Source organism: Chromobacterium sp. Rain0013, from assembly GCF_015291765.1.
In the GTDB taxonomy this organism is placed as follows: Bacteria; Pseudomonadota; Gammaproteobacteria; order Burkholderiales; family Chromobacteriaceae; genus Chromobacterium; species Chromobacterium haemolyticum.
Map to the genome: position 1 here is coordinate 2,401,577 of NZ_CP031514.1, position 24,732 is coordinate 2,426,308.

General features: G+C 62.4%; 21 protein-coding genes. 16 read left to right on the forward strand and 5 right to left on the reverse strand.

All coding sequences use genetic code 11. From position 1 onward, the window contains the following. Positions 1-114 precede the first annotated feature (114 nt). The gene (locus DXT74_RS11285; protein ID WP_043637385.1) at positions 115-1,299 is read right to left on the reverse strand and encodes a NupC/NupG family nucleoside CNT transporter; all 1,185 of its coding nucleotides are present in this window, start codon (positions 1,297-1,299) and stop codon (positions 115-117) included. Between the two features lie 258 nt (positions 1,300-1,557). Then, positions 1,558-3,096: a 23S rRNA (uracil(1939)-C(5))-methyltransferase RlmD gene (gene rlmD, locus DXT74_RS11290; RefSeq protein ID WP_043637381.1), complete on the reverse strand. Its 1,539-nt coding sequence runs from the start codon at positions 3,094-3,096 to the stop codon at positions 1,558-1,560. A 513-nt stretch (positions 3,097-3,609) separates the two neighbouring features. Between rlmD and DXT74_RS11295 the strand changes: the two genes are divergently transcribed. Then, positions 3,610-4,584: a L,D-transpeptidase gene (locus DXT74_RS11295; RefSeq protein WP_194427974.1), complete on the forward strand. Its 975-nt coding sequence runs from the start codon at positions 3,610-3,612 to the stop codon at positions 4,582-4,584. Here DXT74_RS11295 and DXT74_RS11300 read toward each other — a convergent pair whose 3' ends face one another. After that, positions 4,585-6,006, reverse strand: a complete 1,422-nt coding sequence (locus DXT74_RS11300) for a PLP-dependent aminotransferase family protein (RefSeq protein ID WP_043637378.1) — start codon at positions 6,004-6,006, stop codon at positions 4,585-4,587. A gap of 208 nt (positions 6,007-6,214) precedes the next feature. Here DXT74_RS11300 and DXT74_RS11305 point away from each other — a divergent pair, with 208 nt between their 5' ends. Both DXT74_RS11305 and DXT74_RS11310 read left to right on the forward strand, forming a co-directional pair. After that, positions 6,215-6,844 carry a LysE family translocator gene (locus tag DXT74_RS11305; protein WP_043637376.1) on the forward strand — a complete coding sequence of 210 codons (630 nt, stop codon included), beginning with the start codon at positions 6,215-6,217 and terminating at the stop codon, positions 6,842-6,844. A gap of 148 nt (positions 6,845-6,992) precedes the next feature. Further along, positions 6,993-7,625, forward strand: coding sequence for a bifunctional 2-polyprenyl-6-hydroxyphenol methylase/3-demethylubiquinol 3-O-methyltransferase UbiG (locus DXT74_RS11310; protein ID WP_194427975.1), 633 nt, complete (start codon positions 6,993-6,995; stop codon positions 7,623-7,625). A gap of 183 nt (positions 7,626-7,808) precedes the next feature. Here the strand turns inward: DXT74_RS11310 and DXT74_RS11315 are convergent, their stop codons facing one another. Together DXT74_RS11315 and aroA are read right to left on the reverse strand one after the other, a co-directional pair. Continuing rightward, entirely contained in the window at positions 7,809-8,228 is a 420-nt protein-coding gene (locus tag DXT74_RS11315) for a nucleoside triphosphate pyrophosphohydrolase family protein (protein WP_039756701.1), read from the reverse strand. A 118-nt stretch (positions 8,229-8,346) separates the two neighbouring features. Then, positions 8,347-9,639: a 3-phosphoshikimate 1-carboxyvinyltransferase gene (aroA, locus tag DXT74_RS11320; protein ID WP_194427976.1), complete on the reverse strand. Its 1,293-nt coding sequence runs from the start codon at positions 9,637-9,639 to the stop codon at positions 8,347-8,349. 230 nt (positions 9,640-9,869) lie between these two features. On the opposite strand from aroA, the gene cmk reads away from it, so the two are divergent. From cmk to DXT74_RS11385, 13 genes are all read left to right on the forward strand, one after another. Continuing rightward, positions 9,870-10,538, forward strand: a complete 669-nt coding sequence (gene cmk, locus DXT74_RS11325) for a (d)CMP kinase (RefSeq protein WP_081555687.1) — start codon at positions 9,870-9,872, stop codon at positions 10,536-10,538. 92 nt (positions 10,539-10,630) lie between these two features. After that, on the forward strand, positions 10,631-12,322 hold the full coding sequence (gene rpsA / locus DXT74_RS11330; RefSeq protein ID WP_085951937.1) for a 30S ribosomal protein S1: 1,692 nt from the start codon (positions 10,631-10,633) through the stop codon (positions 12,320-12,322). A gap of 7 nt (positions 12,323-12,329) precedes the next feature. Next, positions 12,330-12,644, forward strand: coding sequence for an integration host factor subunit beta (locus DXT74_RS11335; RefSeq protein ID WP_019104286.1), 315 nt, complete (start codon positions 12,330-12,332; stop codon positions 12,642-12,644). Positions 12,645-12,779: 135 nt separating this feature from the next. Further along, on the forward strand, positions 12,780-13,073 hold the full coding sequence (locus DXT74_RS11340; RefSeq protein ID WP_019104285.1) for a lipopolysaccharide assembly LapA domain-containing protein: 294 nt from the start codon (positions 12,780-12,782) through the stop codon (positions 13,071-13,073). Positions 13,074-13,193: 120 nt separating this feature from the next. Continuing rightward, on the forward strand, positions 13,194-14,354 hold the full coding sequence (gene lapB / locus DXT74_RS11345; protein WP_179140755.1) for a lipopolysaccharide assembly protein LapB: 1,161 nt from the start codon (positions 13,194-13,196) through the stop codon (positions 14,352-14,354). Between the two features lie 286 nt (positions 14,355-14,640). Then, entirely contained in the window at positions 14,641-15,378 is a 738-nt protein-coding gene (pyrF, locus tag DXT74_RS11350; RefSeq protein WP_194427977.1) for an orotidine-5'-phosphate decarboxylase, read from the forward strand. A gap of 3 nt (positions 15,379-15,381) precedes the next feature. Next, positions 15,382-16,701 (forward strand): UDP-glucose/GDP-mannose dehydrogenase family protein, encoded by a 1,320-nt coding sequence (locus DXT74_RS11355; RefSeq protein WP_043637364.1) that lies wholly within the window; start codon positions 15,382-15,384, stop codon positions 16,699-16,701. 8 nt (positions 16,702-16,709) lie between these two features. After that, entirely contained in the window at positions 16,710-17,672 is a 963-nt protein-coding gene (gene rfaE1, locus DXT74_RS11360) for a D-glycero-beta-D-manno-heptose-7-phosphate kinase (RefSeq protein ID WP_052370521.1), read from the forward strand. 21 nt (positions 17,673-17,693) lie between these two features. After that, positions 17,694-18,272, forward strand: a complete 579-nt coding sequence (locus DXT74_RS11365; RefSeq protein WP_194427978.1) for a DUF924 family protein — start codon at positions 17,694-17,696, stop codon at positions 18,270-18,272. Between the two features lie 54 nt (positions 18,273-18,326). Then, entirely contained in the window at positions 18,327-19,322 is a 996-nt protein-coding gene (gene rfaD / locus DXT74_RS11370; RefSeq protein ID WP_194427979.1) for an ADP-glyceromanno-heptose 6-epimerase, read from the forward strand. Positions 19,323-19,707: 385 nt separating this feature from the next. Then, on the forward strand, positions 19,708-20,409 hold the full coding sequence (locus DXT74_RS11375; protein ID WP_043637358.1) for a hypothetical protein: 702 nt from the start codon (positions 19,708-19,710) through the stop codon (positions 20,407-20,409). A 92-nt stretch (positions 20,410-20,501) separates the two neighbouring features. After that, entirely contained in the window at positions 20,502-21,191 is a 690-nt protein-coding gene (locus DXT74_RS11380) for a hypothetical protein (RefSeq protein ID WP_043637355.1), read from the forward strand. Continuing rightward, positions 21,188-24,730, forward strand: a complete 3,543-nt coding sequence (locus DXT74_RS11385; RefSeq protein ID WP_194427980.1) for a hypothetical protein — start codon at positions 21,188-21,190, stop codon at positions 24,728-24,730. Before DXT74_RS11380 ends, DXT74_RS11385 begins: the two co-directional genes overlap by 4 nt. The last annotated feature ends 2 nt before the right edge of the window (positions 24,731-24,732 follow it).

Here is a 24,732-nt window from a genome sequence, read left to right on the forward strand (position 1 = left end):
AGCCGGGTTTTTTATCGCCTGAGCGGGCGGGTTCATGCCTCAGCGCAAACACGGCGGAGGGGAAGGAAAACAGGCCCGGCATTGGCCGGGCCTGCTGGCGGAGTACGGTTGGGCTTACAGTACCAGGCCGCCGATCAGCGCGGACAGAATGCTGACCAGGGTGGAGCCGTACACCAGTTTCAGGCCAAAGCGGGACACCATATTGCCGCGCTCCTCGTCCAGGCCCTTGACCGCGCCGGCGATGATGCCGATGGAGCTGAAGTTGGCGAAGGACACCAGGAAGATGGAAATCACGCCGATGGTGTATTCCGACAGCTGGGCGGTGAGCTTTTTCAATTCCATCATCGCCACGAATTCATTGGTCACCAATTTGGTGGCCATGATGCTGCTGGCCGGCATGATGTCGGCGGCCGGGATGCCCATCAGCCAGGCGAAGGGGTAGAACACATAGCCCAGCACGTATTGGAAGTTCACGCCGAACACAGCGTCGAAGATGTGGTTGACGGTGGTGATCAGCGCGATGAAGCCGATCAGCATCGCGCCGACGATCACGGCGATCTTGAAGCCGGCCATGATGTAGTCGCCCAGCATTTCGAAGAAGGACATGCGGTGGGCGGCTTCCGCGCTGATCAGCTCGTCGTCGTCGCGGCTGGCGTCGTAGGGGTTGATCAGCGACAGGATGACGAAGGTGCTGAACAGGTTGAGGATCAGCGCGGTAACCACGAAGCGCGGTTGGATGATCTGCATATAGGAGCCGACGATGGACATCGACACCGTGGACATCGCGGTGGCGGCCAGCGTGTACATGCGCTTTTCCGAGAAGCTGCCGATGATGTTCTTGTAGGCGATGAAGTTCTCGGATTGACCCACGATCATGGAACCCACGGCGTTGAAGGATTCGATCTTGCCCATGCCGCTGATCTTGGCCAGCACCCAGCCGATGCCGCGTATCACCCAGGGCAGCACGCGGATGTGCTGCAGGATGCCGATCAGCACCGAGATGTAGACGATGGGCATCAGCACCTTGAGGAAGAAGCTGAATTCGCCCTGATTGAGCAGGCCGCCAAACACGAAGTTGGTGCCTTCGCCTGCGTAGCTCATCAATTTGTCGAACACGCCGGCCACGCCGCCCACCAGGCTCAGGCCATAGCTGGAGTGCAACAGGAAGTAGGCCAGCGCCAGCTCCACCACGATCAGTTGCAGCACGTAGCGGATCTTGATGTTTTTGCGATCGCGCGCCACCACTTGGGTCAGCAGGAAGACAACCAGCAGTCCGAAGACGAATTGAAGTATGTGCATATTTATTGCCTTGATGGGCCGTCCTTCAGGCAGGAACGGCGACGTTTGGCGGGCGCGCCCGCTGTGTGTGCTTGGTGTTAACGACTAGGCGAACGATGAATTTTGACATGAAGCCATTTTCGCTTCCATGTAAAAAGCATTCGTCCGTCACTGTGCGCTTATCCGTCGTCGCAAACCAGCCGGTTTGATCAAACAAGCTGCGCGGCGACGGCAAAAATAAAGCCCCCGGCCAAGGCCGGAGGCTTGTTTCATGCCACGCTACTGCGCTTGCTGTTCCGCTTCGCGACGAGCTTGCTCGGCAAAATAATAATCGCGGCGAGCTTGCTTGGCCGCCGCCTTTTCCGCCAGTTCGCGCTCTTTCTTGGCGGCTTCCGCCGCCGCCTCCGCGCGCTGGGCGGCCTTCACCGCTTCGCGCTCGGCTTCTTCGGCGGCCTCGATCGCGGCGATTTCGCTGCGGCTCTTGCACGGGCCGGTTTTTTCGAACCAGGCCACGGATTCCACATGGGCGGTGTGCGGGAACATATTGATGATGCCGGCGGCTTTCAGCGTGTAGCCCTTGGTGTGCACCAGCACATTGGCGTCGCGCGCCAGCGTGGCCGGGTTACAGGACACGTAGACGATGCGCTTGGGCGCGGTGTCCTCTGTGATGGCTTTCAGCAACTGCACCGCGCCGTCGCGCGGCGGGTCCACCAGCATCTTGTCGAACTTGCCGAGCGCGGCGAAGGATTCCTCGGTGACTTCGAACAAATTGGCCATTTCATAGCTGACCTTGTCCTGCAGGCCGTTGTGGGTGGCGTTTTCCACCGCGCGCTTGACCAGGGCCTGGCTGCCTTCCATGCCGTGCACCTGGGCGCCGGAGCGGGCGATGGGCAGGGTGAAGTTGCCGATGCCGCAGAACATGTCGGCGATGCGTTCGTCCGGCTGCGGGTCCAGGAATTTCAGCGCGCGCGCCACCATCACCGCGTTGATATCCGGGTTCACCTGGGTGAACTCGGTGGGATAGTAGGGCATCTCCACGCGGTATTCCGGCAGGCTGTAAGTCAGCTTGGGCGCGTCCAGCGGGTAGACCGGGTAGCAGGTATCCGGGCCCTTGGGTTGCAGCCACATCTGCAGCGGACGCTCCTTGCTGCCGTGGGTGTCGGAGAAGGCGCGCAGCAGGGCGTGATCGGCGTCGTTGATGGCTTCCATATTGCGGAACACCAGGATATCCACCCTGTCGCCCACCGCCAGCTCCACCTGAGGCATGCGGTTGTTGATCGACAGCTTGTAGATCATCTCGCGCAGCGGCACGATCAGGTCCGAGATATGACGCGGCAGAATGTGGCATTCGCTCATGTCGGTGATGTAGGTGGAGCGCTTCTCGTGGAAGCCCACCAGCACGCCGCCCTTTTTCTCCACCAGCCGCGCCGACATCCGCGCGCGGTGGCGGTAATGCCAGGCGGGGCCGGCGATGGGCGTCAGCACCTGTTGCGGCTTGACCCGGCCGATGCGGGCCAGATTGTCTTCCAGCACCCTCTGCTTGACCGCCACTTGGGCGGAGAACTCCACATGTTGCATCGAACAGCCGCCGCAGGTGCCGTAATGCGGACAGCGCGGCTGCGTGCGCAGGAAGCTTTCCTTCAGCACTTGGCTGGTGTTGGCGTTTTCGTAGGACGACTTCTTGCGATAGGCGCTGTAGACCACGGTTTCATACGGCAGCGCGCCATCGATGAAGATGGTCTTGCCATCGACGTGGGCGACTCCCCGGCCTTCGTGGTCCAGCGATTCGACCTGAGCGATAGTCTGTTTGTGCGTCATGGTGTTGCTTGGAAAATCAAACGGAAAGCGGCGATTTTCTCAAATTATCCGGCGGCGCGCAGGGGTTTTTTGTCGGCGCCGGCCGTCGCGCCGGTTTCCACCTCCAGCCCAGCGGCCTTCCATTGCGGAAAGCGGCTGGGAAAGCGGAATGTCGATGTGGCATGAGCATTTCGAAGACGGCACCACCACACAATGCCTCAACCGGCGCGCAGCAGATCGTAAGCAGCAGATCGTAAACAGGCTCCCAGGCCGCGAACTCGCAAGGCGGCCATCGCCTAGGGCGGGGGACGTCGCAGTCTTGTGGCGCATGCGAGTTTTGGTTTTGGTCTGTACGCGGCGGCCTGGACCTTGGCGTATTGGCCGGAACTTTGAGCCAAAGCCGACTATGCTGGCGTAACACCGGCAATATCAGCGACGGCCCGGGTGGCGCCAGGCGCTTGGTAATAGTCAGAATCTTGCTTTTCCCCGCTTTCTGTTAGAATCGAACAATAGTGATATCAAATATGGTGCGGTATGTTGAAGCGATGTTTTGGGCTGTTGGGTGTGTTGGGATTGAGCGCGGCGACGGGTGTCGGCGCGGCGGTGATTCCCGAACCTGATGTGCAAGTCAGCCCCACCGGTCTGCATTTGGTGCTCAATTTGCCGCAAGCCAGGTTGTTCCAGTATCAGGACGGCAGGCTGTCCAAAATCTATCCGGTGGCGGTGGGCAAGATGTTGACCCAGACCCCCACCGGCAGCTTCGACATTACCGGCATTTACAAGGCGCCGGCCTGGCATGTGCCGCGTTCCATTCAGGAAGAAATGCGCCGCAACGGCAAGGAAGTGCAGACCGTGGTGCCGCCGGGGCCCAATAACCCGCTGGGGCCGGTTTTCATCCGTTTTGGCGAGGCCAAGCTGGGGCTGGGATTTCACGGCACCAACGCGCCCGGTTCGGTGCCGGGTTTTCGCAGCCATGGCTGCGTGCGCATGAAAAACGACGACGCCTTGTCCTTGTCCAAAACCGTTACCCGAGGCGACGCGGTCACGGTGGCTTATCAAACCGTATTGCTGAATCAGGACGCCGCCGGCGAACTGTGGCTGACCGCTTACCGCAACCACTACAAGCAGGACGATCCTTCTTTCCCGATGCTGGCCGAAACGCTGCTGGCCTGGCAGAAGCAGAAATCCTCGGTGGTGTACGGCGCGCGGGTGGATCAAGCCTTGAAGGCGCGCAAGGGCGTGCCGGTGTGCCTGACTTGCAAGGATCAGGCCAAGGCCAAGGTGGACGGAGACTTGACCGCGGTGCGCTGGTTATCGCCGGGCAAGACCGACGACACCCAGTTTGCGCGTGAACCGGCCGGCCGCGAGCCGGGCGGCCCGCTGCCGACGCAGGCCGCGCCGCCGGCGTCCGCGCCGCTGCATGCGCCGGCGGTCGCTCCGTCCTCGGCGCCGTCCTCCTCGCGCGCCGCCGTGCGGGGCCAGCCGCCGCGGAGCGGCCGTCCAGCTTGATTAATCGGCCATCTCTCCCGCCAATTCCCCCACGCGCCGCAAGGCGCGTTCGTATGCCGGGTTCCACGGATAGCAGCAGGACAGGCGCACGCAGTTGCGGTAACGGCCCTTGGCCGAGTACAGCGTGCCGGGCGCGACGGTGATGCGTTCGGCCAGCGCCGTCTGGAACAGCTCCATGGTGTCCACCCCGCTGGGCAACTCCACCCACAGCAGGCAGCCGCCGGACGGTGAGGTGGCTCTTGTCTGGGCAGGAAAACAGCTGGCGACGGTGCCGCGCAGCCGCTCCATCTGGCTCATGAAATGGCGACGGATCAGCCGCAGGTGGTGGTCGTAGCCGCCGGTTTCCAGGTATTCCGCCAGCGTTTCCTCCAATAGCCGCGGCTGGGCCAGCGAACTGGCGAACTTCAGCCGCGTCACTTCGCGCAAAAAGCGCCCGGGGGCGATCCAGCCGATGCGAAAGCCCGGCGCCAGAGTCTTGCTGTAGCTGGAGCACAGCAACACCCAGCCGTCGCGGTCGTAGGCCTTGACCGCGTCCGGGGTGGCGCCGTCGTAGTGCAGGTCGGCGTGCGGCACGTCCTCGATCAAGGGCACCTGATGTTCGTTGACCAGCGCCGCCAGCCTTTGTTTGGCCTCGGCCGGCATGGTGCAGCCCAGCGGGTTGTGCACGGTGGGCATGGCCACGACGGCGTTCAGCCGTTTCTCCGATAACAGCAATTCCAGCGCGTCCAGCGACAGGCCGGTGGCCGGATGGGTGGGAATCTCGATCACGCTCAAGCCCAGGTTTTTCAGCGTGGGAAGCAGCGCGAAATAGGTGGGCGATTCCAGCCCCACGGTATCGCCCGACTTGCAGCAGGCGCGTAGCGCCAGTTGCAGCGCCTCGGTGCAGCCATTGGTGATCACCAGGTCCTCGGCCGCCAGCACGCAGCCCCAACTGACCGCGCGCTGGGCGATCTGGCGGCGCAAGCGTTCCGAGCCGGGCGGGAAGGGGTAATCGGTGGTCAGTTCCGGATGCTGGCGCAGCAGCCGTCCCATGATGTGCTTGAAGCGGGTGGTGGGGTAGAAATCGCTGCCGCGCGGGCTGGCCAGCGACAGGTCGATGAAGTCTTCCCGGGTTTGCGCCGTCATCACCGCTTCGATTTGATCCACCACTTCGCCTGCGTGATGGGCGGCGCTTTGCCGGCGCATGCGCGGCAAGGGCAGGGTGGCGGCGGATTTGACGTAGAAGCCGGATTGCGGCCGCGCCTCAATCAGACCGCGGTCCTCCAGGGTGCGGTAAGTCAGCAGGATGGTGGACGGGCTGACCTTGTGCATTTCGCAGGCCTTGCGTACCGAGGGCAGCCGTTCGCCGGGCTGCACCACGCCGGTCTGGATCAGGGTGATCCACTCGTTGACTAGCTGCTGATATAGGGGTTCGTCGCTCATGCAGAGGCCTCGCTGACAGATGTGAAGATCGCCATCGGTACAATTTTCCGTAAAAACGACCATAACAGTTTTGAAATTGTAAAACTGTTATGGTTTCAATTCAATTTTTCTGAATCTGTATTCAGCGCCGGCCCGGCGTTATCATGGCCACCATTGAAAACAAACCGCGTCCGGATTGTCCGGCTGCTGGTTATGGCTTGGAGCCGTAATGAACTTTGTTGCGTTGGTGACTTATCTGTTGGTGATGTCGATCACGCCGGGGCCAAACAATCTGGTGTTGGCCTCGTCCGGGGTCAATCATGGCTTTTCCCGCACGGTGCCGGCATTGCTGGGCATGTCGTTGGGCTTGTCGGTGCAGGTGGGCTTGTTGACGGTGTTCCTGGGCAGCTTGATCTCCGTCATCGCCTCGGTGCAGCTTTACCTGGCGATGGCCGGTTGTCTCTACCTGTTGTGGCTGTCTTGGGGCATGGCGCGCTCGGCGCCAGCCAGCGGGGAGGCTGGCGGCGCGCCGATGGGCTTTTGGGGCGGGGTGCTGTTCAACTGGTTGAATCCCAAGGTGTGGCTGATGGGCTTCAATATCGCGATGGTGTTTTTGCCGGCCAAGATGAACGCCTGGCATGCCGGCCTGCTGTTTGCGGCTCTGACTTTCATCATCGGCCTGCCGTGCATTGCCTTGTGGGCGGGCTCCGGCGTGGCTGCCCGCCGCTTCCTGGCTTCGCCCCGTCGCTTGCGGGCTTTCAATTGCAGCATGGCGGCGATGCTGGCGGTGACGGCGATCTGGCTGCTGCTGGAAATGCTGCCGGCGCAATCGTTGCATGCGCTGCCGCAAATGATTTGATGAATAGCTAAATCGATAGTGATGTTCTTGCTGCAGACATTGTCTATGCTGTCCAAAAGGATAGGTGGCCTATCGTACAGGCAGTCCGAACGACAGATTCGGCCGCGATGGGCTGATCAGGCGGGCAGCCGAGAGCGGGGGCAGCATCATGACAGCAGCGGGATTCGACGGCGTGTATCGTTCGAGCACGTCTTTTTACGGGGACAAGCCGTCTCCGTCCTTGGTCCAGTATCTGGAAAAATATCATGTGACGGGCGGCGGCGAGGGCTTGGACCTAGGCTGCGGTCAGGGCCGCAACGCCTTGTATCTGGCCCAGCGAGGCTTCGCGATGACGGGGGTGGATGGTTCCGCGGAAGCGATAGCGAGCCTGGGCGAGGCGGCGGACGGGCGCAGGTTGAACGTGGGGGGGCGAGTGGCGGATCTGGCCGGGCTGGAATTGGAGCCGGGGCGTTACCGGCTGATCGTGGCCAATACCTCGCTGGATCACCTGAGCGCGGACGAGGGCGAGGCGTTGGCGCGCCAGATGACCGCCGCGTTGGAGCCGGGCGGCTATCTGTTCGTGTCGGTGTTCATGGTGGACGATCCGGGCTGTGACGCCCAAGGCCGGGTGGCCAGCGAGACGGCTTCCTACGTCAAGCATTACTACCAATCGGGAGAACTGCGCCGTCAGTTTTCCGCGCTGAGCCTGTTGGCTTATCAGGAGGAGTATGCGCTGGACGTCGGTCATGGCCAGCCGCATTATCACGGCATCGCCAGGCTGTTCGCGCGCCGCGATTGCTGAACGTGGTAGCGCTGAGGCGCAGCGGATCGTAAGCAGGTTCTCAGAACCTGTTCATTGTCTGCTGCGCGTCGGCGATACCACGTTGAAAACCCCTTCGAAATACTGATGTACCACTCGACCATTCCGTTTTCTCAGCCGGTTTCGCCTGGTCTCGCTCTTGCTCGCGTGACTTTGAGCCAGTTCTCAGGATTCCAGCGCCCGGCGTATCACCCCCTCCTTGTCGGCCGGCCGCCAGCCGTCCGGCTTCAGCACCTTGCCGTCCTCGCGGCGCACAATCTTGCCGTCCACGCATTTGCGCATATTGGCGGCGTGGATTTCCCGTGCCATGTCCTCCAGCGGCAGGCCTTGCGACATCAATAGGCCGCTGAGCACATTGAGCACGTCCACGCCTTCGGCCAGCAACTCCGCCATTCGCCGAGCGCGCTCCGCTTCGTCGCCGTCCTGGCGTTTGTAATCGGCCAGCGCCTGTTGGAACTCCGCCAGTTCTTCGTCCAGCATGGTTTCCCACATTGCCAATTGTTGCGGCTGCCATTGCGGTCGCTGCGGGCTGGGAATGTCGAACTGGCTCATGAAGTGGCGGCGAAGAGCGAAGAAGTTTTCCATTATGTAGATGCTATGTTTGTTTTTGATCTATATATTGTGTTTTATCGGTGGGCAAGACGCAAGCGACGAACAAAACAAAGCCCCGCTGGGGCGGGGCTGGGTCAGGGCGCTGCGGCGTTTATTCCTGGCCGCGCAGCGCGGCCAGCGCGTCAAAATAATCAGGGAAGGTCTTGGCCACGCACTTGGGGTCGTTGATGGTTACGGGGGCGCCCAACAGCGAAATCAGCGAGAAGCACATCGCCATCCGGTGATCGTCGTAAGTGTCGATTTCGGCGTTCGGCGTCAAGGAAGCAGGCGGGGTGATGCGGATGTAGTCCTGGCCTTCCTCCACCACGGCGCCCACTTTGCGCAGCTCGGCGGCCATCGCGCTCAGACGGTCGGTTTCCTTGACGCGCCAGCTCTCGATATTGCGCAGCGTGCTGGTGCCGTCGGCGGCCAGAGCGGCCACCGCCAAGGTCATCGCCGCGTCCGGAATGTGGTTGAAGTCGGCGTCTATCGCCTTGAGCGGGAGACTGGCGCTGGCCTCTATCCAGTTGGGCCCCATGTTGACTTCTGCGCCCATCAGACGCAGCGCGTCGGCGAACTTGACGTCGCCCTGAATGCTGTCCGCGCCCACGCCCTCCACTCGTACCGGGCCGCCCGCCAGCGCGCCAGCGGCGAGGAAGTAGGACGCGCTGGAAGCGTCGCCTTCCACGTGAACTTCGCCCGGGGAGATGTAAGTCTGTCCGCCGGGGATGGTGAAGCGCCGCCAGCCGTCGCGCTCAACCCGCACGCCGAAGCGCGCCATCAGGTTGAGGGTGATTTCGATATAAGGCTTGGAGATCAGCTCGCCGCTGACTTCGATGACCGCGGTTTCCCCGGTCAGCGGCAGCGCCATCAACAGGGCGGTGAGGAACTGGCTGGACACATTGCCCTTGACCGGAATCGGGCGGCCGGCTTCCAGCCGCGCCGGAGCGATGGCCAGCGGCGGATAGCCGGGCTGGCCCTGATATTGGATCTGGGCGCCGGCCACGCGCAGCGCGTCCACCAAGTCGCCGATCGGCCGCTCATGCATGCGCGGCACGCCGCTGAGTTGATAATTCCCCTGCATCAGCGCCAGCGCGGCGGTCAGGGGGCGGAAAGCGGTGCCGGCGTTGCCGAGGAACAGGTCCGCGCTTTTGACCGGAAATTCGCCGCCCACGCCCTGCACGCGGAAATCGCGGCTGTCGCCTATTTGCTCGATCTCCACCCCCAGCAGTTTCAGCGCCGCCAGCATGTGACGGATATCGTCCGAATCCAGCAGGTCGCGCACCAAGGTGCTCCCGCTGCCCAGCGCGGTCAGCAGTAGGGTGCGGTTGGAGATGCTTTTGGAGCCGGGCAGCTTGATGGCGCCGGACAGGCGTCGGACGGGGGCGAGGTGCAGTTGTTCCATGGCGGTTCGGGATCTTGTGTTCTTTGGGATTGGCGGAGGGCGCCGCGGCGCCCGTCGGACAATGTAACCGCCAGCAAGGCCTTTGCGCAAACCCCGCGTTGCCGCGCGGCTACGGCGCGCAAGCCGTAGAATCTTGCTGTGCCGGCCCGCGGCTTGAGATAAAATCGCCAGTTTGGCTGGTTGCCCGTCGCGGCGGCCTGCGAGAATTTCTGCAAGGACATTGTCTGTACATGACCGCACCTGTCATCGCCATCGACGGCCCGTCCGCCTCGGGCAAGGGCACCGTCGCCGCCCTGGTCGCCGCGCGGCTGGGTTTTCATTATCTGGATTCGGGCTCGCTCTACCGCCTGCTGGCCTTGTTCGCGCAGCGCCACAACATAGCCTGGGACGACGAGCCTGGCCTGGCCGCCGCCGCCGCGGGGCTGCCGGTGGAGTTCGCAGACGGGGCGGTGTGGCTGGAGAGCAACGACGCCAGCGCGGCGATCCGCAGCGAGGAAATTGGCATCGGCGCGTCCAAGGTGGGCGCGCTGCCGGCGGTGCGCGCCGCACTGTTGCAGCGCCAGCGCGATTTCTGCCAATTGCCCGGCCTGGTGACGGACGGCCGCGACATGGGTTCGGTGGTGTTTCCCGCCGCCACCTTGAAGGTGTTTTTGACGGCCAGCGCCGAGGAACGGGCTGATCGCCGCTATAAGCAGTTGATCGGCAAGGGAGATTCTGCTAATCTCCCACGGATTCTGCAGGACATTATCGATCGGGACGCGCGCGATGCCGCCCGGCCGGTAGCGCCGCTGCGCCAGGAGCCGGACGCCTTTTTGCTCGACACCACGGAGCTGACCATCGACCAGGCGGTCGCACAGGTTCTGCGCTGGTTCGAGGAAAGACAGGTCTCCGGCCTATGATTTTTTTGTCGGGTGAAAATGCTGCAAGGCAATAAACCCGGTTGTGCAACCCTAACCCGCACGCCGCAAGGCGCGCACCGAGAGTACGCTTGATGACTACCCTCTCCATGGAAAACTTCGCTCAGCTGTTTGAGGAAAGCCTGACCCTTCACGACATGCGCGTGGGCGAGGTGATCACTGCCGAAGTGGTGGCAGTTGATTCCAACTTTGTAACCGTGAACGCAGGCCTCAAGTCCGAGTCCCTGATCCCGGCTGAAGAATTCAAGAACGACCAAGGCGTGGTCGAAGTAGCCATCGGCGACTTCGTTACCGTTGCCATTGATGCGCTGGAAAACGGCTTTGGCGAAACCAAGCTGTCCCGCGAAAAAGCCAAGCGCCTGGCCGCTTGGGTGGAGCTGGAAGAGGCTCTGGAAACCGGCAAGATCCTGTCCGGTCTGATCAGCGGCAAGGTCAAAGGCGGCCTGACCGTTATGGTCAACGGCATCCGCGCCTTCCTGCCGGGTTCCCTGGTTGACGTGCGTCCGGTGAAAGACACCACCCCGTACGAAAACAAACAGATCGAATTCAAGGTCATCAAGCTGGATCGCAAGCGCAACAACGTGGTTGTGTCCCGTCGCTCCGTGCTGGAAGAAACCCTGGGCGAAGAGCGCAAAGCTCTGCTGGAAACCCTGAAAGAGGGCGCCATCATCAAGGGTATCGTCAAGAACATCACCGACTACGGTGCGTTCGTTGACCTGGGCGGCATCGATGGCCTGCTGCACATCACCGACCTGGCATGGCGCCGCGTGAAGCACCCGTCCGAAGTTCTGGCCGTGGGCGACGAAGTGGAAGCCAAGGTACTGAAGTTCGACCAAGAGAAGAACCGCGTATCCCTGGGTCTGAAGCAACTGGGCGAAGATCCGTGGGTGGGCCTGTCCCGCCGCTACCCGTCCGGCACCCGTCTGTTCGGCAAGGTGACCAACCTGACCGACTACGGCGCGTTCGTGGAAATCGAACAAGGCATCGAAGGCCTGGTGCACGTGTCCGAAATGGACTGGACCAACAAGAACGTACACCCGTCCAAGGTTGTTCAGGTTGGCGACGAAGTGGAAGTCATGATCCTGGAAATCGACGAAGACCGTCGTCGTATCTCCTTGGGCATGAAGCAGTGCCTGGCCAACCCGTGGAACGAGTTTGCCGACAACTTCCACAAAGGCGACAAGCTGAAGGGCGCGATCAAGTCCATCACCGACTTCGGCGTGTTCGTTGGCCTGCCGGGCGGCATCGACGGCCTGGTTCACCTGTCCGACCTGTCTTGGAACGAAGCCGGCGAAGAAGCCGTGCGCAAGTTCAAGAAGGGCGACGAGGTTGAAGCCGTTGTTCTGTCCATCGACGTTGAAAAAGAACGCATCTCCCTGGGCATCAAGCAGATGGAAGGTGATCCGTTCAACAACTTCGTTGCGATGAACGACAAGGGCGCTCTGGTTAAGGGCACCGTGAAGTCCGTTGACGCCAAAGGCGCCGTCGTGACTCTGGACACCGATGTTGAAGGCTACCTGCGCGCTTCCGAACTGTCCCGCGACCGCGTGGAAGACGCTCGCTCCGTTCTGAAGGACGGCGAGGAAGTGGAAGCCGTGATCATTGCCGTGGACCGCAAGTCCCGCAATATCAGCCTGTCCATCAAGGCTAAAGACGCTCAGGAAGACAACGTTGCTCTGAAGAGCCTGTCCGTTGACAGCGCTTCCGCTGGCACCACCAATCTGGGTGCCCTGCTGAAGGCAAAACTGTCCGGCTCCAACGAGTAATTGAGACATGACCAAATCTGAGCTGATCGCTAGGCTGTCGGAACGACTCGCCGAGCGCAATTCTCAGTTGGTCTACAAAGACGCTGAGTTGGCCGTCAAAACCATTTTGGATGCGATGGCCAATAACCTGGCGCAGGGAAACCGGATTGAAATCCGCGGTTTCGGCAGTTTCGATTTGAACTACCGTCCGCCGCGGATTGGCCGCAACCCCAAGTCGGGCACCAGCGTCTCGGTTCCTGAGAAATATGTGCCGCATTTCAAGGCGGGCAAAGAATTGCGCGAACGCGTCGACCTGTCCCTGTTGGAGCAGAGCGAAGCCTAGGCGCATGAGCCCTGTCTAGCGAATCCAAAGCGCTGCTTTTTGCGGCGCTTTTTCTTTGCGCGGCTGAAATTCCAGCTTGGGTTGCGCCGGGCTATCGTTTAAACTTGCACTCCGGCAAACAAATCGAGCGAGATCATGCGTTACCTGCTTCGTATCGTTGAATTGGCCCTGTTGGTATTCCTGATCGCGGTCACCGTGCAAAACAGCCATGCGGTTGAATTCAAATTGTTCTTCGGCCAGTCCTGGTCCGCGCCGCTGATTGTGTTTCTGCTGTTGTTTTTCGTGGTTGGCGCCCTGGTGGGTCTGCTCGCCACGCTCGGCTATTATCTGCGTAGCCGAAAAGAGCTGTCTCAATTGAAAAAAGAATTACGCAACCGTCCCCCCGCCAGCAAGGTGATCAGCGACCCCAGCGACGCGATCGCCGATTAAGCCTGGCGCGAGCGGCGGAGCGAGCCGGCGCCGCGTTTAGGCGCCGCTGTGATTCCATTCGCCGTTCTTGATGATGCCGCCCGGGAGCGGCTGTTGTTGTTTGTCCGGAAAGGATTGCTGTTGGAACTGGATTTGTGGTGGTTGCTATTGTTTCCGGCCTTTTTCGGCCTGGGTTGGTTTGCCGCGCGCGTGGACATGCGCACGGTGCTGAAACAGGCGAAAGCGGTGCCGACCGGCTTTTTCCGCGGCCTGGACGCGCTGGTGGAGGACAAGACCGATATCGCGGCCTCGGCCTTGGCCGAAGTGGCCCGCCAGCAAGGGTCGGCGCTGGAGTTGCAGCATACCTTGGGCAAACTGTACCGCAAGCGCGGCGAGAACGACCGCGCCATCCGCCTGCATCAGCGCATGCTGGACGCGCCGGATCTGCCGGCCGAACACCGCGACGCGGTGCGTTTCGAGCTGGCCCAGGATTTTCGCAAGGCCGGCCTGGTGGACCGGGCGGAAGAAATATTGATCAAGCTGCAGGACGGCAATATGGGCCTGGCGGCGCGCCGCCAGCTGCTGGACATCTACCAGCAGGACCGCGATTGGCACAAGGCCATCGCCACCGCCAAGGAGTTGCGCAGCGACGCGCACTCCTTCCAGCATGAAGTGGCGCAGTTCTACTGCGAGCTGGCTCAGGGCGAGCTGTATAAATCCAATAGCGAGCAGGCCCGCCGCTACGTGGAGGAGGCGTTCGCCGCCAACCGCAAATGCGTGCGCGCCAGCCTGATCCTGGGCGACATCGAGTTTGCCGGAGGCCATGTGGAAGCGGCGATCGCGGCTTGGCAGAACATCGAGAAACAGAACTACGAATACCTGTCGATGGCTGCCGAGCGCTTGTTCGACGCTTACGAACGGATGGACAAGCCGCTGGAAGGCATCGCCTTGCTGCGCGGCTATCAGAAGACCTTCCCGCAATTGGAGCTGACCGATCTGCTGTACCAGAAGATCGCCACCTACGAGGGTGAGGAGAAGGCGCTGGAAGTGGCGCGAGAGGGCGTGCACGCTCGTCCCAGCCTCTCCGGCGTGTACCGGCTGATCGAGGCGCAGATGGACGAGTTGAGCCCGGAAGGGCGGATGGACGCGGAAGTGGCGCGCGCGCTGGTGCTCAAGCACGCGCAGCGCCTGAGCGTGCATCGCTGCAAATGCTGCAATTTCCGCTCGCGCGCCTTCTTCTGGCATTGTCCGGCTTGCGGCGAGTGGGAGGGGTTCACCGCCAACCGCACGGAATCGCAGTAACTTCTGTTTTAGTTAGAACTGATGACCTGTTCACGATCTCGTGAGTTAAGGCGAGACAAGGCGAAATCGAGCGAAAAGCGGAATGGTCAAGTGGTGCATGAGCATTTTGACGGTGTTTTCAGCGCCGTATCGCCGACGCGCAACAGATCGTCAACGGGTTCTTAAGGTTCGCCGCGCCGTTGTGTCGCCGGCTTGGACATCGAGATAGTTGTGCAGCCGCCCTGAGCGGCTGCGCTGATTTGAATACAGGCCGCCGGCAGTTTCCGGCGGCAAGAATGGAGCAAGCATGAACCCTTTGATCGCAGCCGACGCGGCTCGGCCGACTTCGCCTGTTGTCGTGGCCTTGGACTTCGCCGACGCGGATAGCGCCTTGCGCTTCGCCAGCCGTCTGGACCCAAGCGAGTGCCGGCTCAAGGTGGGCAAGGAGTTGTTCACGTCCTCCGGCCGCAGCTTGGTGGAAAGCCTGGTGGCCAGGGGATTTCAGGTGTTCCTGGACTTGAAGTTCCATGATATTCCCAACACCGTGGCCCATGCGTGCAAGGCGGCGGCGGAAGCCGGCGTCTGGATGGTCAATGTGCACGCCTCCGGCGGCCGCCGGATGATGGAAGCGGCGCGCGAGGCGCTGGCGCCGTACAGCCAACGGCCGCTGCTGATCGCGGTGACGGTGCTGACCAGCATGGAAGCCGTCGATCTGGCCGAAATCGGCATCGCCGTCTCGCCGCAAGAGCATGTGCTGCGGTTGGCGACGCTGACCCGCGATTGCGGCCTGGACGGCGTGGTGTGCTCGGCTCAGGAGGCCGGCGAACTGAAAGCCGCGCTGGGCCGCGACTTCAAATTGGTGACGCCGGGCATTCGCCTGGCGGATAGCGAAGCCGACGATCAGCGCCGGGTGATGACCCCGACGACCGCGTTGGCGGCGGGCTCCGACTATCTTGTGATCGGCCGGCCCATCACCCGCGCCGCCGACCCGCTGGCCGTGTTGCGCGCCATCAACCAAGACATTCAGCACTATCAGGCTCAATAAAATATGAAAATCACAGTTATCGGTACGGGGTATGTCGGTTTGGTGACCGGCACTTGTCTGGCGGAAACCGGCTATCACGTGTGCTGCCTGGATGTGGATCCCAATAAGATCGCCATCCTGAAGCAGGGCGGCATTCCGATTTTCGAGCCCGGCCTTGAGGACATGGTGCGGCGCAATGTGGCCGCCGGCCGGCTCAGTTTCACCACCGACATCGCCGAGTCTGTGGCCTTTGGCGATGTGCAGTTCATCGCCGTCGGCACCCCGCCGGACGAGGACGGCTCAGCCGATCTGCAATACGTGCTGGCCGCCGCGCGCAATATCGGCCGTCACATGACGGACTACAAAGTCATCGTCGACAAGTCCACCGTGCCGGTGGGCACCGCGGACCTGGTCAAGGCCGCGGTAGCGGACACCCTGGCCGAGCGCGGCGAAGCCCTGGAATTCAGCGTGGTGTCCAATCCGGAGTTCCTGAAGGAAGGCGCGGCCATAGACGACTTCATGCGTCCGGACCGCGTGGTGATCGGCGTGGACGACGAACGCGCGGCTGCGATGATGCGCCGGCTATACGCGCCGTTTCAGCGCAATCACGAACGCGTGTTGCTGATGGACGTGCGCTCCGCGGAGCTGACCAAGTACGCGGCCAACGCCATGCTGGCGACGCGCATCTCCTTTATGAACGAGCTGGCCAATCTGGCCGAGAGCCTGGGCGCGGACATCGAGCAGGTGCGGCTGGGCATGGGCTCCGATCCGCGCATCGGCTACCACTTCCTGTATCCGGGCGTGGGCTACGGCGGCTCCTGCTTCCCCAAGGACGTCAAGGCTTTGGTGCAGACCGCCAAGGAAAACGGCCATGAACTGCGGGTGCTGACGGCGGTGGAGGAGGCCAACGATCTGCAGAAGCTGCGTTTGGTGGACAAGGTGCTGGCGCGTTTCGGCCAGGATCTGAGCGGCCGCCGTTTCGCGATGTGGGGCCTGGCCTTCAAGCCCAATACCGACGATATGCGCGAAGCGCCCAGCCGCGTGATCGCGGCGGAACTGAGCCGCCGCGGCGCGGAAGTGGTGGCTTTCGATCCGGTGGCGACCCATGAAGCGCAGCGGGTGATGGGCGACATTGCCGGCCTGAGTTTCGCCGACGACATGATGGCGGCGCTGCAGCAGGCGGACGCCTTGTTGATTGTCACCGAATGGAAAATGTTCCGCGCGCCGGACCTGGGCGCGGTCAAGCGGGCGCTGAAGCTGCCGCTGGTGTTTGATGGCCGCAATATGTACGACCCGGCCTGGATGCGCGAGCAGGGTTTCGACTACTTCGCGATCGGCCGCTGAGGATTGCCATGGGCCTGATGCAAGACCTGGGGCTGGATAGCTCCAAACTGGCCGCCGAACTGGCGAAAGCGAAAGTTCTGGTGGTGGGCGATGTGATGCTGGACCGTTACTGGTTTGGCGACGCCACCCGTATTTCGCCGGAAGCGCCGGTGCCGGTGGCTAAGATCGAGCGCATTGAAGAACGCGCCGGCGGCGCCGCCAACGTGGCGCGCAATATCGCCGGCTTGGGAGGCCAGGCCACCCTGTTGTCGGTGGTGGGTGACGATGAAGCCGCCTCGGCGCTGGAGCGCCTGCTGGCGGCGGACGGCATCGCCACCTCGCTGAAACGCGATCCCGGCATCGCCACCACCATCAAGTTGCGTGTGGTGGCAAGGCAGCAGCAGCTGATCCGCCTTGATTTCGAGGACTCGCCCAGCCATGAGATTCTGGCGGGCAAGCTGGAAGAGTATCAGCAGATCCTGGCCAGTCATGATGTGGTGATTCTGTCCGACTATGGCAAGGGCGGCCTGACTCACGTCAGCAAGATGATCGAGCTGGCGCGCCAGGCCGGCAAGCCGGTGTTGATCGACCCCAAGGGCGACGACTACAGCAAATACGCCGGCGCCACGCTGCTGACGCCGAACCGCAGCGAATTCCGCCAAGTGGCCGGCCGCTGGGCTTCCGAGAGCGAGTTGACCGCCAAGGCGCAGGCCTTGCGCGCGACTTTGTCGCTGGACGCCTTGCTGGTGACGCGCAGCGAGGAGGGCATGACCTTGTTCCGCGACGAGGGCGTGGTGCATCAGCCCACCTTCGCGCGCGAGGTGTACGATGTGTCCGGCGCAGGCGACACCGTGATCGGCACGCTGGGGCTGGGGTTGGCCGCCGGCCAGCCGCTGCCGGTGGCGATGAGCCTGGCCAATGCCGCCGCCGGCGTGGTGGTGGGCAAGCTGGGCACCGCGGTGTGCAGCCAGCGCGAACTTTTCGCCGTGTGAACTGAATCCTGAGGAGACCGCATGCAGCATTACACCGACGCGATTCTGGAGTTTTGGTTCGGCGGCGCCGACGACAGCTTCCTGTCGGTGCCGCGCAGCGCCTGGTTCAAGAAGGACGACGTGTTCGACGGCGTCATCCGCGAACGCTTTCTGGAGACATGGCGGCAGGCGCGCGCAGGCGAACTGCCGCCTGACACCGATGACGCCCGGCGCGGCCTGGCCTGGCTGATTCTGACCGATCAATTCCCGCGCAACCTGTTCCGCGGCTCCGCCGAGGCCTTCGCCACCGATGGCTTGGCGTTGGCTTGGGCCCGCCGCATGGTGGAGCTGGGTCTGGACCGGCAACTGCCCCATATCGCCCGCACCTTTGTTTATCTGCCGTTTGAGCACAGCGAGTCGCTGGCGGATCAGGACGAAGCCGTGCGTTTGTTTGAAACCATGGCGGAGGATGCCGCCATGGCCCGTTTCATTGATTACGCGCATCGTCACCGGGACGTGATCGTCCGCTTCGGGCGCTTCCCGCATCGCAACGCCGCGCTGGGTCGGGTGGATACGCCGGACGAGCGGACCTATCTGGCAGAGCCCGGCGCCGGTTTTTAAACGCGCACCCCTATTCTCGCGCCGTGGGCGATGGCCGGCGGCGGAAAGGAAAACATGACTATCGTCGTTACCGGCGCCGCCGGTTTTATCGGTTCCAACCTGGTCAAAGCGCTTAACGAGCGCGGCGTCACCGACATCATTGCCGTGGATAATCTGTCCAGCGGCGACAAATTCCGCAATCTGGTGGATTGCGAAATCGCCCATTACATGGACAAGCACGACTTCCTAGCCCTGTTGCTGGAGGGCGAGTTCGAGGGCGAGCTGTCCGCCATCCTGCACCAGGGCGCGTGTTCCGACACCATGAATCACGACGGCAAGTACATGATGGACAACAACTATCAGTACACGCTGGCCCTGTTCGACTACTGTCAGCACGAGGAAATCCAGTTCCTCTACGCCTCCAGCGCGGCCACCTACGGCAAGGGCACCGTGTTCAAGGAAGAGCGCAAGTACGAAGGCCCGCTCAATGTCTACGGCTACTCCAAATTCCTGTTCGACCAAGTGCTGCGCCAACGTATGAAGGAAGGACTGAGCGCACAGGCGGTGGGTTTCCGTTATTTCAACGTCTACGGCCCGCGCGAACAACACAAGGGCCGCATGGCCTCGGTGGCCTTCCACCATTTCAATCAGTACCGCGAGCATGGCAAGGTCAAGTTGTTCGGCGGCTGGGACGGTTGGGGCAACGGCATGCAAAGCCGCGATTTCGTGTCGGTGGAGGACGTGGCCAAGATCAATCTTTATTTCCTGGATCACCCGGAAAAGAGCGGCATCTTCAACCTGGGTTCCGGCCGTTCGCAGCCGTTCAACGACGTGGCCGTGGCCACCGTCAACGCCTGCCGCCGCCATGAGGGCCAGCCGGGGCTGAGCCTGGACGAGATGGTGGCTCAGGGCATTGTCGAATACGTGGACTTCCCGGACGCGCTCAAGGGCAAGTACCAGAGCTTCACCCAGGCCGATATCGCCAAGCTGCGCAGCGCCGGCTACGACGCCGAACTGTTCAGCGTCGAACAGGGTGTGGACCGTTATGTGGATTGGCTGACCCAGCAATGACGCTGCGGGTCCGCCGTGGAGCGGCCGGATTTCTTGATGCGGTTTGATACTTAAACAGCCTCCTGTCATTTTTGACGGGAGGCTGTTTTGTTTTGGGCGGCCGATGTTGCGAAGGTGCCTGCTTATTGTTTTTTAAGGCAATGATTTTTATGCGTTTTTAGATTTAATGTCATCAGCGGATAAGGCAAGAACAGCTTAGTTCTAGATCAAAAACACCAAGAATGACAAATAATTTATTTTTTGAGTCGGATTGAGTCGGATGCTATCAAAAGAAGCAGGCCGGACCGCCCGCGATCCAATCGCGCGGCGGTCCGGTCGCGAGCTAAGGTTCCGATCAATCGCAAGCGCCGCATTGGCTGCCTTGCACCATAGAGAGTTGAAAAACATGGGCGATCTCAAGGATCTCAAGGACGCTGAAACCAAACTGCTGCTGACCGCAAACGATGGCTCCACCGTGACCATCCATTTCGTAGGCGAGCCGTCGGCCATCGGTGCGATTGTCAATTACGTGACCAATACCGCCAATCAGCCGAAGAAATATGGCAACCACATCTATGTTTGGCAGACCACCAGCAATATCGTGCCTTGGGCCAAGTCTCCGGACGGCTACACCGCCATTGACACCGACAGCTCCACCAGCACCCAACCCGTCGATTTTCCCTTCGAGGACAAAGGCTACATCCTGGGATATGCCGTGGCCGCCACGCCCAATGCGGTGTGCTCCACCATCTATGTGCCGCAAGGTTCGCTGGATAACCCGCAGGCCTGGCAGTACGCCAACAACTCGGTGAAAACGCTGTATGTCGGCACCAACCTGGTGCAGGCGCGCTACCAGGTGCTGCAGTCCTATGACGCGGTGGCCAATAAAAACTGGCTGGGCTTGTGGCAGGGCTCCACCGTGCCTTATAGCGGCGATCCGCTGAAAAAAGTCAGCGTCACCCAGGGCGGTGACAGCGGCACAGTGAACTTCACCGGCGTCAAGCTGACCATCAACACCACCTATTCGATCGGCTACTTCATGGTGGACCAGATATCCGGCCGCACCTCGTTGGCTGCCACCTCCACTTTCACCGTCGGCAAGGCCTGATCCGCCCGCGCTTGAAGCGGCCGGCGCGCCTGTCGAGTAGAGGGCGCGCCGGCCGATGAAGGCTTTTCCGGTCAACCACCATCCAGGGCCTCATGTCGAATTTGCTGCTGCTGAGCAACGATGCCGGTCGCCAGGTCTTCATCACTGTGGTGGGCGTGCCGATGCCGGATGGCGTGCTGGCCAACTACATCACCAATACCGCCAATCAGCCGCAAACATTCGACAACCGCTTGTACGCCTGGGAGAGCAGCGCCAATCAGGTGCCATGGGACAAGGCGCCGGTCGGGCAGGCCGCTTTGCTGAGCGATAGTTCCACGTCCACTCGGGTGCTGAATTTCGATTACGAGCCCAAGGGCTATGTCATCGCCTACGCGGTGGCGGGCGCGGCGCAGGCGGTGTGTTCCAGCGTCTACCTGCCCGCCGGCGAGCAGGACAATCCGCAAGCCTGGGCCTATGACAGCGTGTCGCTGCAGACGGTCTACGTGGACAGCAATGTATTGCAGCTCAAGTACAAGGTGCTGACGGCGTATCAGCCGAAAGCCGCCGGCAACTGGGTGGGCATCTGGCAGGGCTCCACCGTGCCTTACAGCGGCGATCCTATCCGCAGCCTGCCCGTGCCGCGCGACGACGACTCAGGCTACCTGGCGATCGACGGTCTGAAACTGACCATCAACACCAGCTACGCGGTCGGCTATTTCATGCAGGCGCTGCCGCAGGGGCGTACCTCGCTGGCCGCGACGACGACGTTCACGATAGGCGCTTATCAAGGAGAAAAAACATGATCGCATTCGAGCGCCTGGCGGGTAGCCGGCTGTATATCGATCAGGCAAACCAGGAGGGCGCCGGCTGGTGGGGCTGGCTGCTGGCCGCCGGCGCTCAAGCGCCGGCCGGCCCGGTGCCCTTGACGGAAGCGCTGGAGAATGCGGATTGGGCCGGCAGCTTTGTCTACTGCGCCGTCGCGCCGGATCTGAGCGGCGACAAGGCCGCCGTCTTCATCGCGGCGCTGGATGCGATTCTGGCCACGGTCATCGGCGGGCGCGCGCTGCTGTGGCTGCGGCAGGCGGAGCGGCCGCAGCAAGCGCTGGAACAGGGCTGGGTCTTGTCCTTCGCCTCTGTTGCCGGCGTTTTGCGCACCAGCAATGGGCTGGATCTGAGCCTGACCGGCGACGGCAGCATCGGCGTCGCCATCGCCTCCGGCGCGGTACTGAGCGTCGCGGAATCCGGCGACGCGCTGACGCTGACCGGTCGCAATGCGCCGGCGGCCACCTTGAGCGGCGGCATGGCGCCCATTTTGTATCAGGATGATTACAGCGCCAGCTTGGCTTTTGCAGGCACGGCGCTGGGCAGCTGGCGCTTTGGCTTCAAGACCGCGCGCCAGGCCTTGGCGCGCAACTTCGCCTGCGGCTTCCAATTGCTGGTGCCCAATACGGCGGCGGACAGCGCCGGCTCGGACCAGCCGGTGAAGAACTTGAGCGCTTATCTGCCGCTGGTGAACGGCGGCGAGCCTAACCCCACCGACCTGTTCGCTTTCACCGCCCAGTTCAACCCTGTCAATCCCAACAATGTCTTGCCGGCGACGCCCACCGTGTTTTGGTTTGCCGCCGGCGCCAGTCTGGATCTGGTGTCTTACTACCGCACCGTCTACGGCATGACAGTGACTCTGCGGCCGGTGCTGGACGCGGCGGCGGGACGGCCGGCGGGCCTGGTGGTTAATCCCGGCTCCGGCAGGACGCCGCTGTATCTGGGTTACAGCTTTGCGCCGGTAGGGGACTTCGAACTACGGGTGGTGGGAGCGGAGGACGGTCAGCCGCAGCAATTGCTGGCCGGTTTGTCCGGTTCGGAAAACATCGGCTTCGTCAGCGGCGCTGCGTACTTGCGCGCTAGCGGCGGGCAGCCGGCCTATGCGCCGGTTTTTCCCCTGGAGCCCAGCTCGCCGGTGGGGCCGCCCTTGGACCCGCTGGCCTTGTTGCTGAATCGGGATTTCCGCACCTCTTGGTGCACGGTGACGGCCAAGGGCGAAGGCGCCAGCGCGCACTACGCGGCCGCGCCCAAGGGCGCTGATCTGTTTGGCCTGCCGGACGCCGCCAAAGCGAACGGCGGCGATCTGCTGGAACCCAAAGACCCCGGCTTGGCCTTGCCCAACAGCGGCGAACTGAGCTTCCCCCTGTTGCCGTTCGCGGCGTTTCGCTCCGGCGCCGGGGACCAAGATTTGCAGGCCGGCCAGATGGAGTTGCTGGAGAGCCAGATCGTCAGCCCCACTCGACGCAATCGCATCAACGCCGCTTCCGCCCAGGCGTCGCGCTCGGCGCGCGCCAGCCTGGGCCTGGACTTGGCGCGCAACGTCGCCGGCTACAACGCGGCCACGCCGGCAGGCTTCATCGCCCGCGTCGCGGAGCGGGGCTGGAGCCGTCTGCTGCTGGCGCAGATCATGGCGGGCGGGCAGCCGCAATGGCAGCTGGGCTTTACCGCGCCGTCCAGCGCCTTGCAGGCGGCGTTCCAGACCGACAACCTGTTTCTGCCGGTGGCCAATCCCCTCCAGTTGGGCGTTGAGGCCAGCGGCGTGATGCCTGAGGATCCGCCGGCCAGCCCGTCCCGCTTCTACAACCAGTTGGAGATCGATCGCTGGCGCTTCAAGGCGGCGGTGGGCAAGGGCAACCGCTACGGCGACTATCGCAATGTAATGGTGGTCAAGGGCGTGCCCGGCAGCCTGCTTGAATTGGTGACCCGGCCGACGCAATGGACGCAGAAGAATCTGTTCGCCGCGCCGCTGGGGCCGGATGGACTGCCGGACGCGTCGCAGTTGACCCCGCTGGCCGATTGGCTGAGCGCATACTTCGCCAGCGCGCTGAAGCAGCAGGACAATCCCTATTTCCAGAACTTCTGCCGCATCATCCGGGATCCTAACTGGCAGGGGGTTTTGCTGCTGCGGGTGGATATTGAGAAAGTGCCGGCGGAGTTGCTGGGTTTGTTGGCGGGGGTGACTCAGCCGGAGGCCTTCGCCGCACATCATATCGGCGTCGAACTGAGCCAGATCGACGGCAAGACCGTGACCCAGAGCGACTCCAGCTCCTTGTTCGGGTTGATCTACTACCTGGATCCGGACTACGAAGACGAGCCGCAGGCGCATGCGATTCCGCCGCAGGACGCCGACGCCACCTATGAATTCCGCCTGCTGACCTTGAAGGCCTTGTTCCAGAACACCGCGGTGCAGCGTTTTGAAAGCGTGGCCCAGGTGGTGCTGAATCAATTGTTCGGCAGCCGGGTGGATAGCATGGTCGAGGATCAGGGGCAGGCCAATATCTACAACGCCGTGTTGCTGCAAGGCGGTTTCCAGACCAACGGCGGTGCGCCGGTGTACTCCTTGTCGTCCGCCCAGCCGGCCTTGTTCAAGCTGCGCAACAATGTGCTCACCAGCGTGGAGATCGCCACGGCGGCCTTGTCCACGCGCGATGAGGGCGCGGGCGGCAGCGCGGTGTCCTGGCTGGACATGTCCGGTTTCATGCAGTTCGCCGTGCTCAAGGACGAGGCGGGGGAACTGCCGCCTTTCGATCTGTTTTCCTTCGGCGCCGACGGTGATGAGCCCGTGGCCGGCCAAGGCTTGCGTTTCAGCGGCCTGGGCCTGCGCATCGCCTTCCCGCTGAGCGGCCCGGACAGCGGGCCCACGGTGATCTCCATGCTGGAAAACGAGCTGTCCTTCAATCCGGCGGCTAGCCGCTCGCGAGCGCAGGGTCTGTATCGCGATTTCCAGCTGGAATTAAATGGCCTCTTGTCCGGCGCCGCAAACAGCACGCCGGCGGCCAAGGGGTTTTTGGCGGTGGCGACCAGCTATGGCCTGCAAGGCGTGGCCGACCGCGCCTGGCACGGCCTGTCGCTGCGCGTCAATCTGGGCACCTTGGGCGCGCTGGCGTCCAAGGTCAATCTCAACACCACCTTGTTGCTGGCCTGGGCCGACGACAGCGGCGCAGCGGACGACGGCTCCGGCTATCAGGCTCATGTCGGGATGGCCTTGCCGGGCGCGGGGCCCGGCGGCGAGCTGTTCAGCCTGCAAACCGTGATCAAGCTGTCCATCGGCGCGATCCGTCTATTGTACAACGCCGAGCAGAAAGGCTATTTGTTGCTGCTCAACGAGATCGCGCTCAAGTTCCTCGGTTTGCTGCGCATTCCGCCCAACGGCGCCACCTCGTTCTTTCTCTTCGGCAACCCCGGTGCGGAGACGCCCACCGGCCTGGGATGGTACGCGATTTACAACCAGGACCAGCCGCCTCCGGCCGCCGCCCCCGATGCCGACCCGACGGCGCTTACCCACCAGTCTCAATCTTGAAG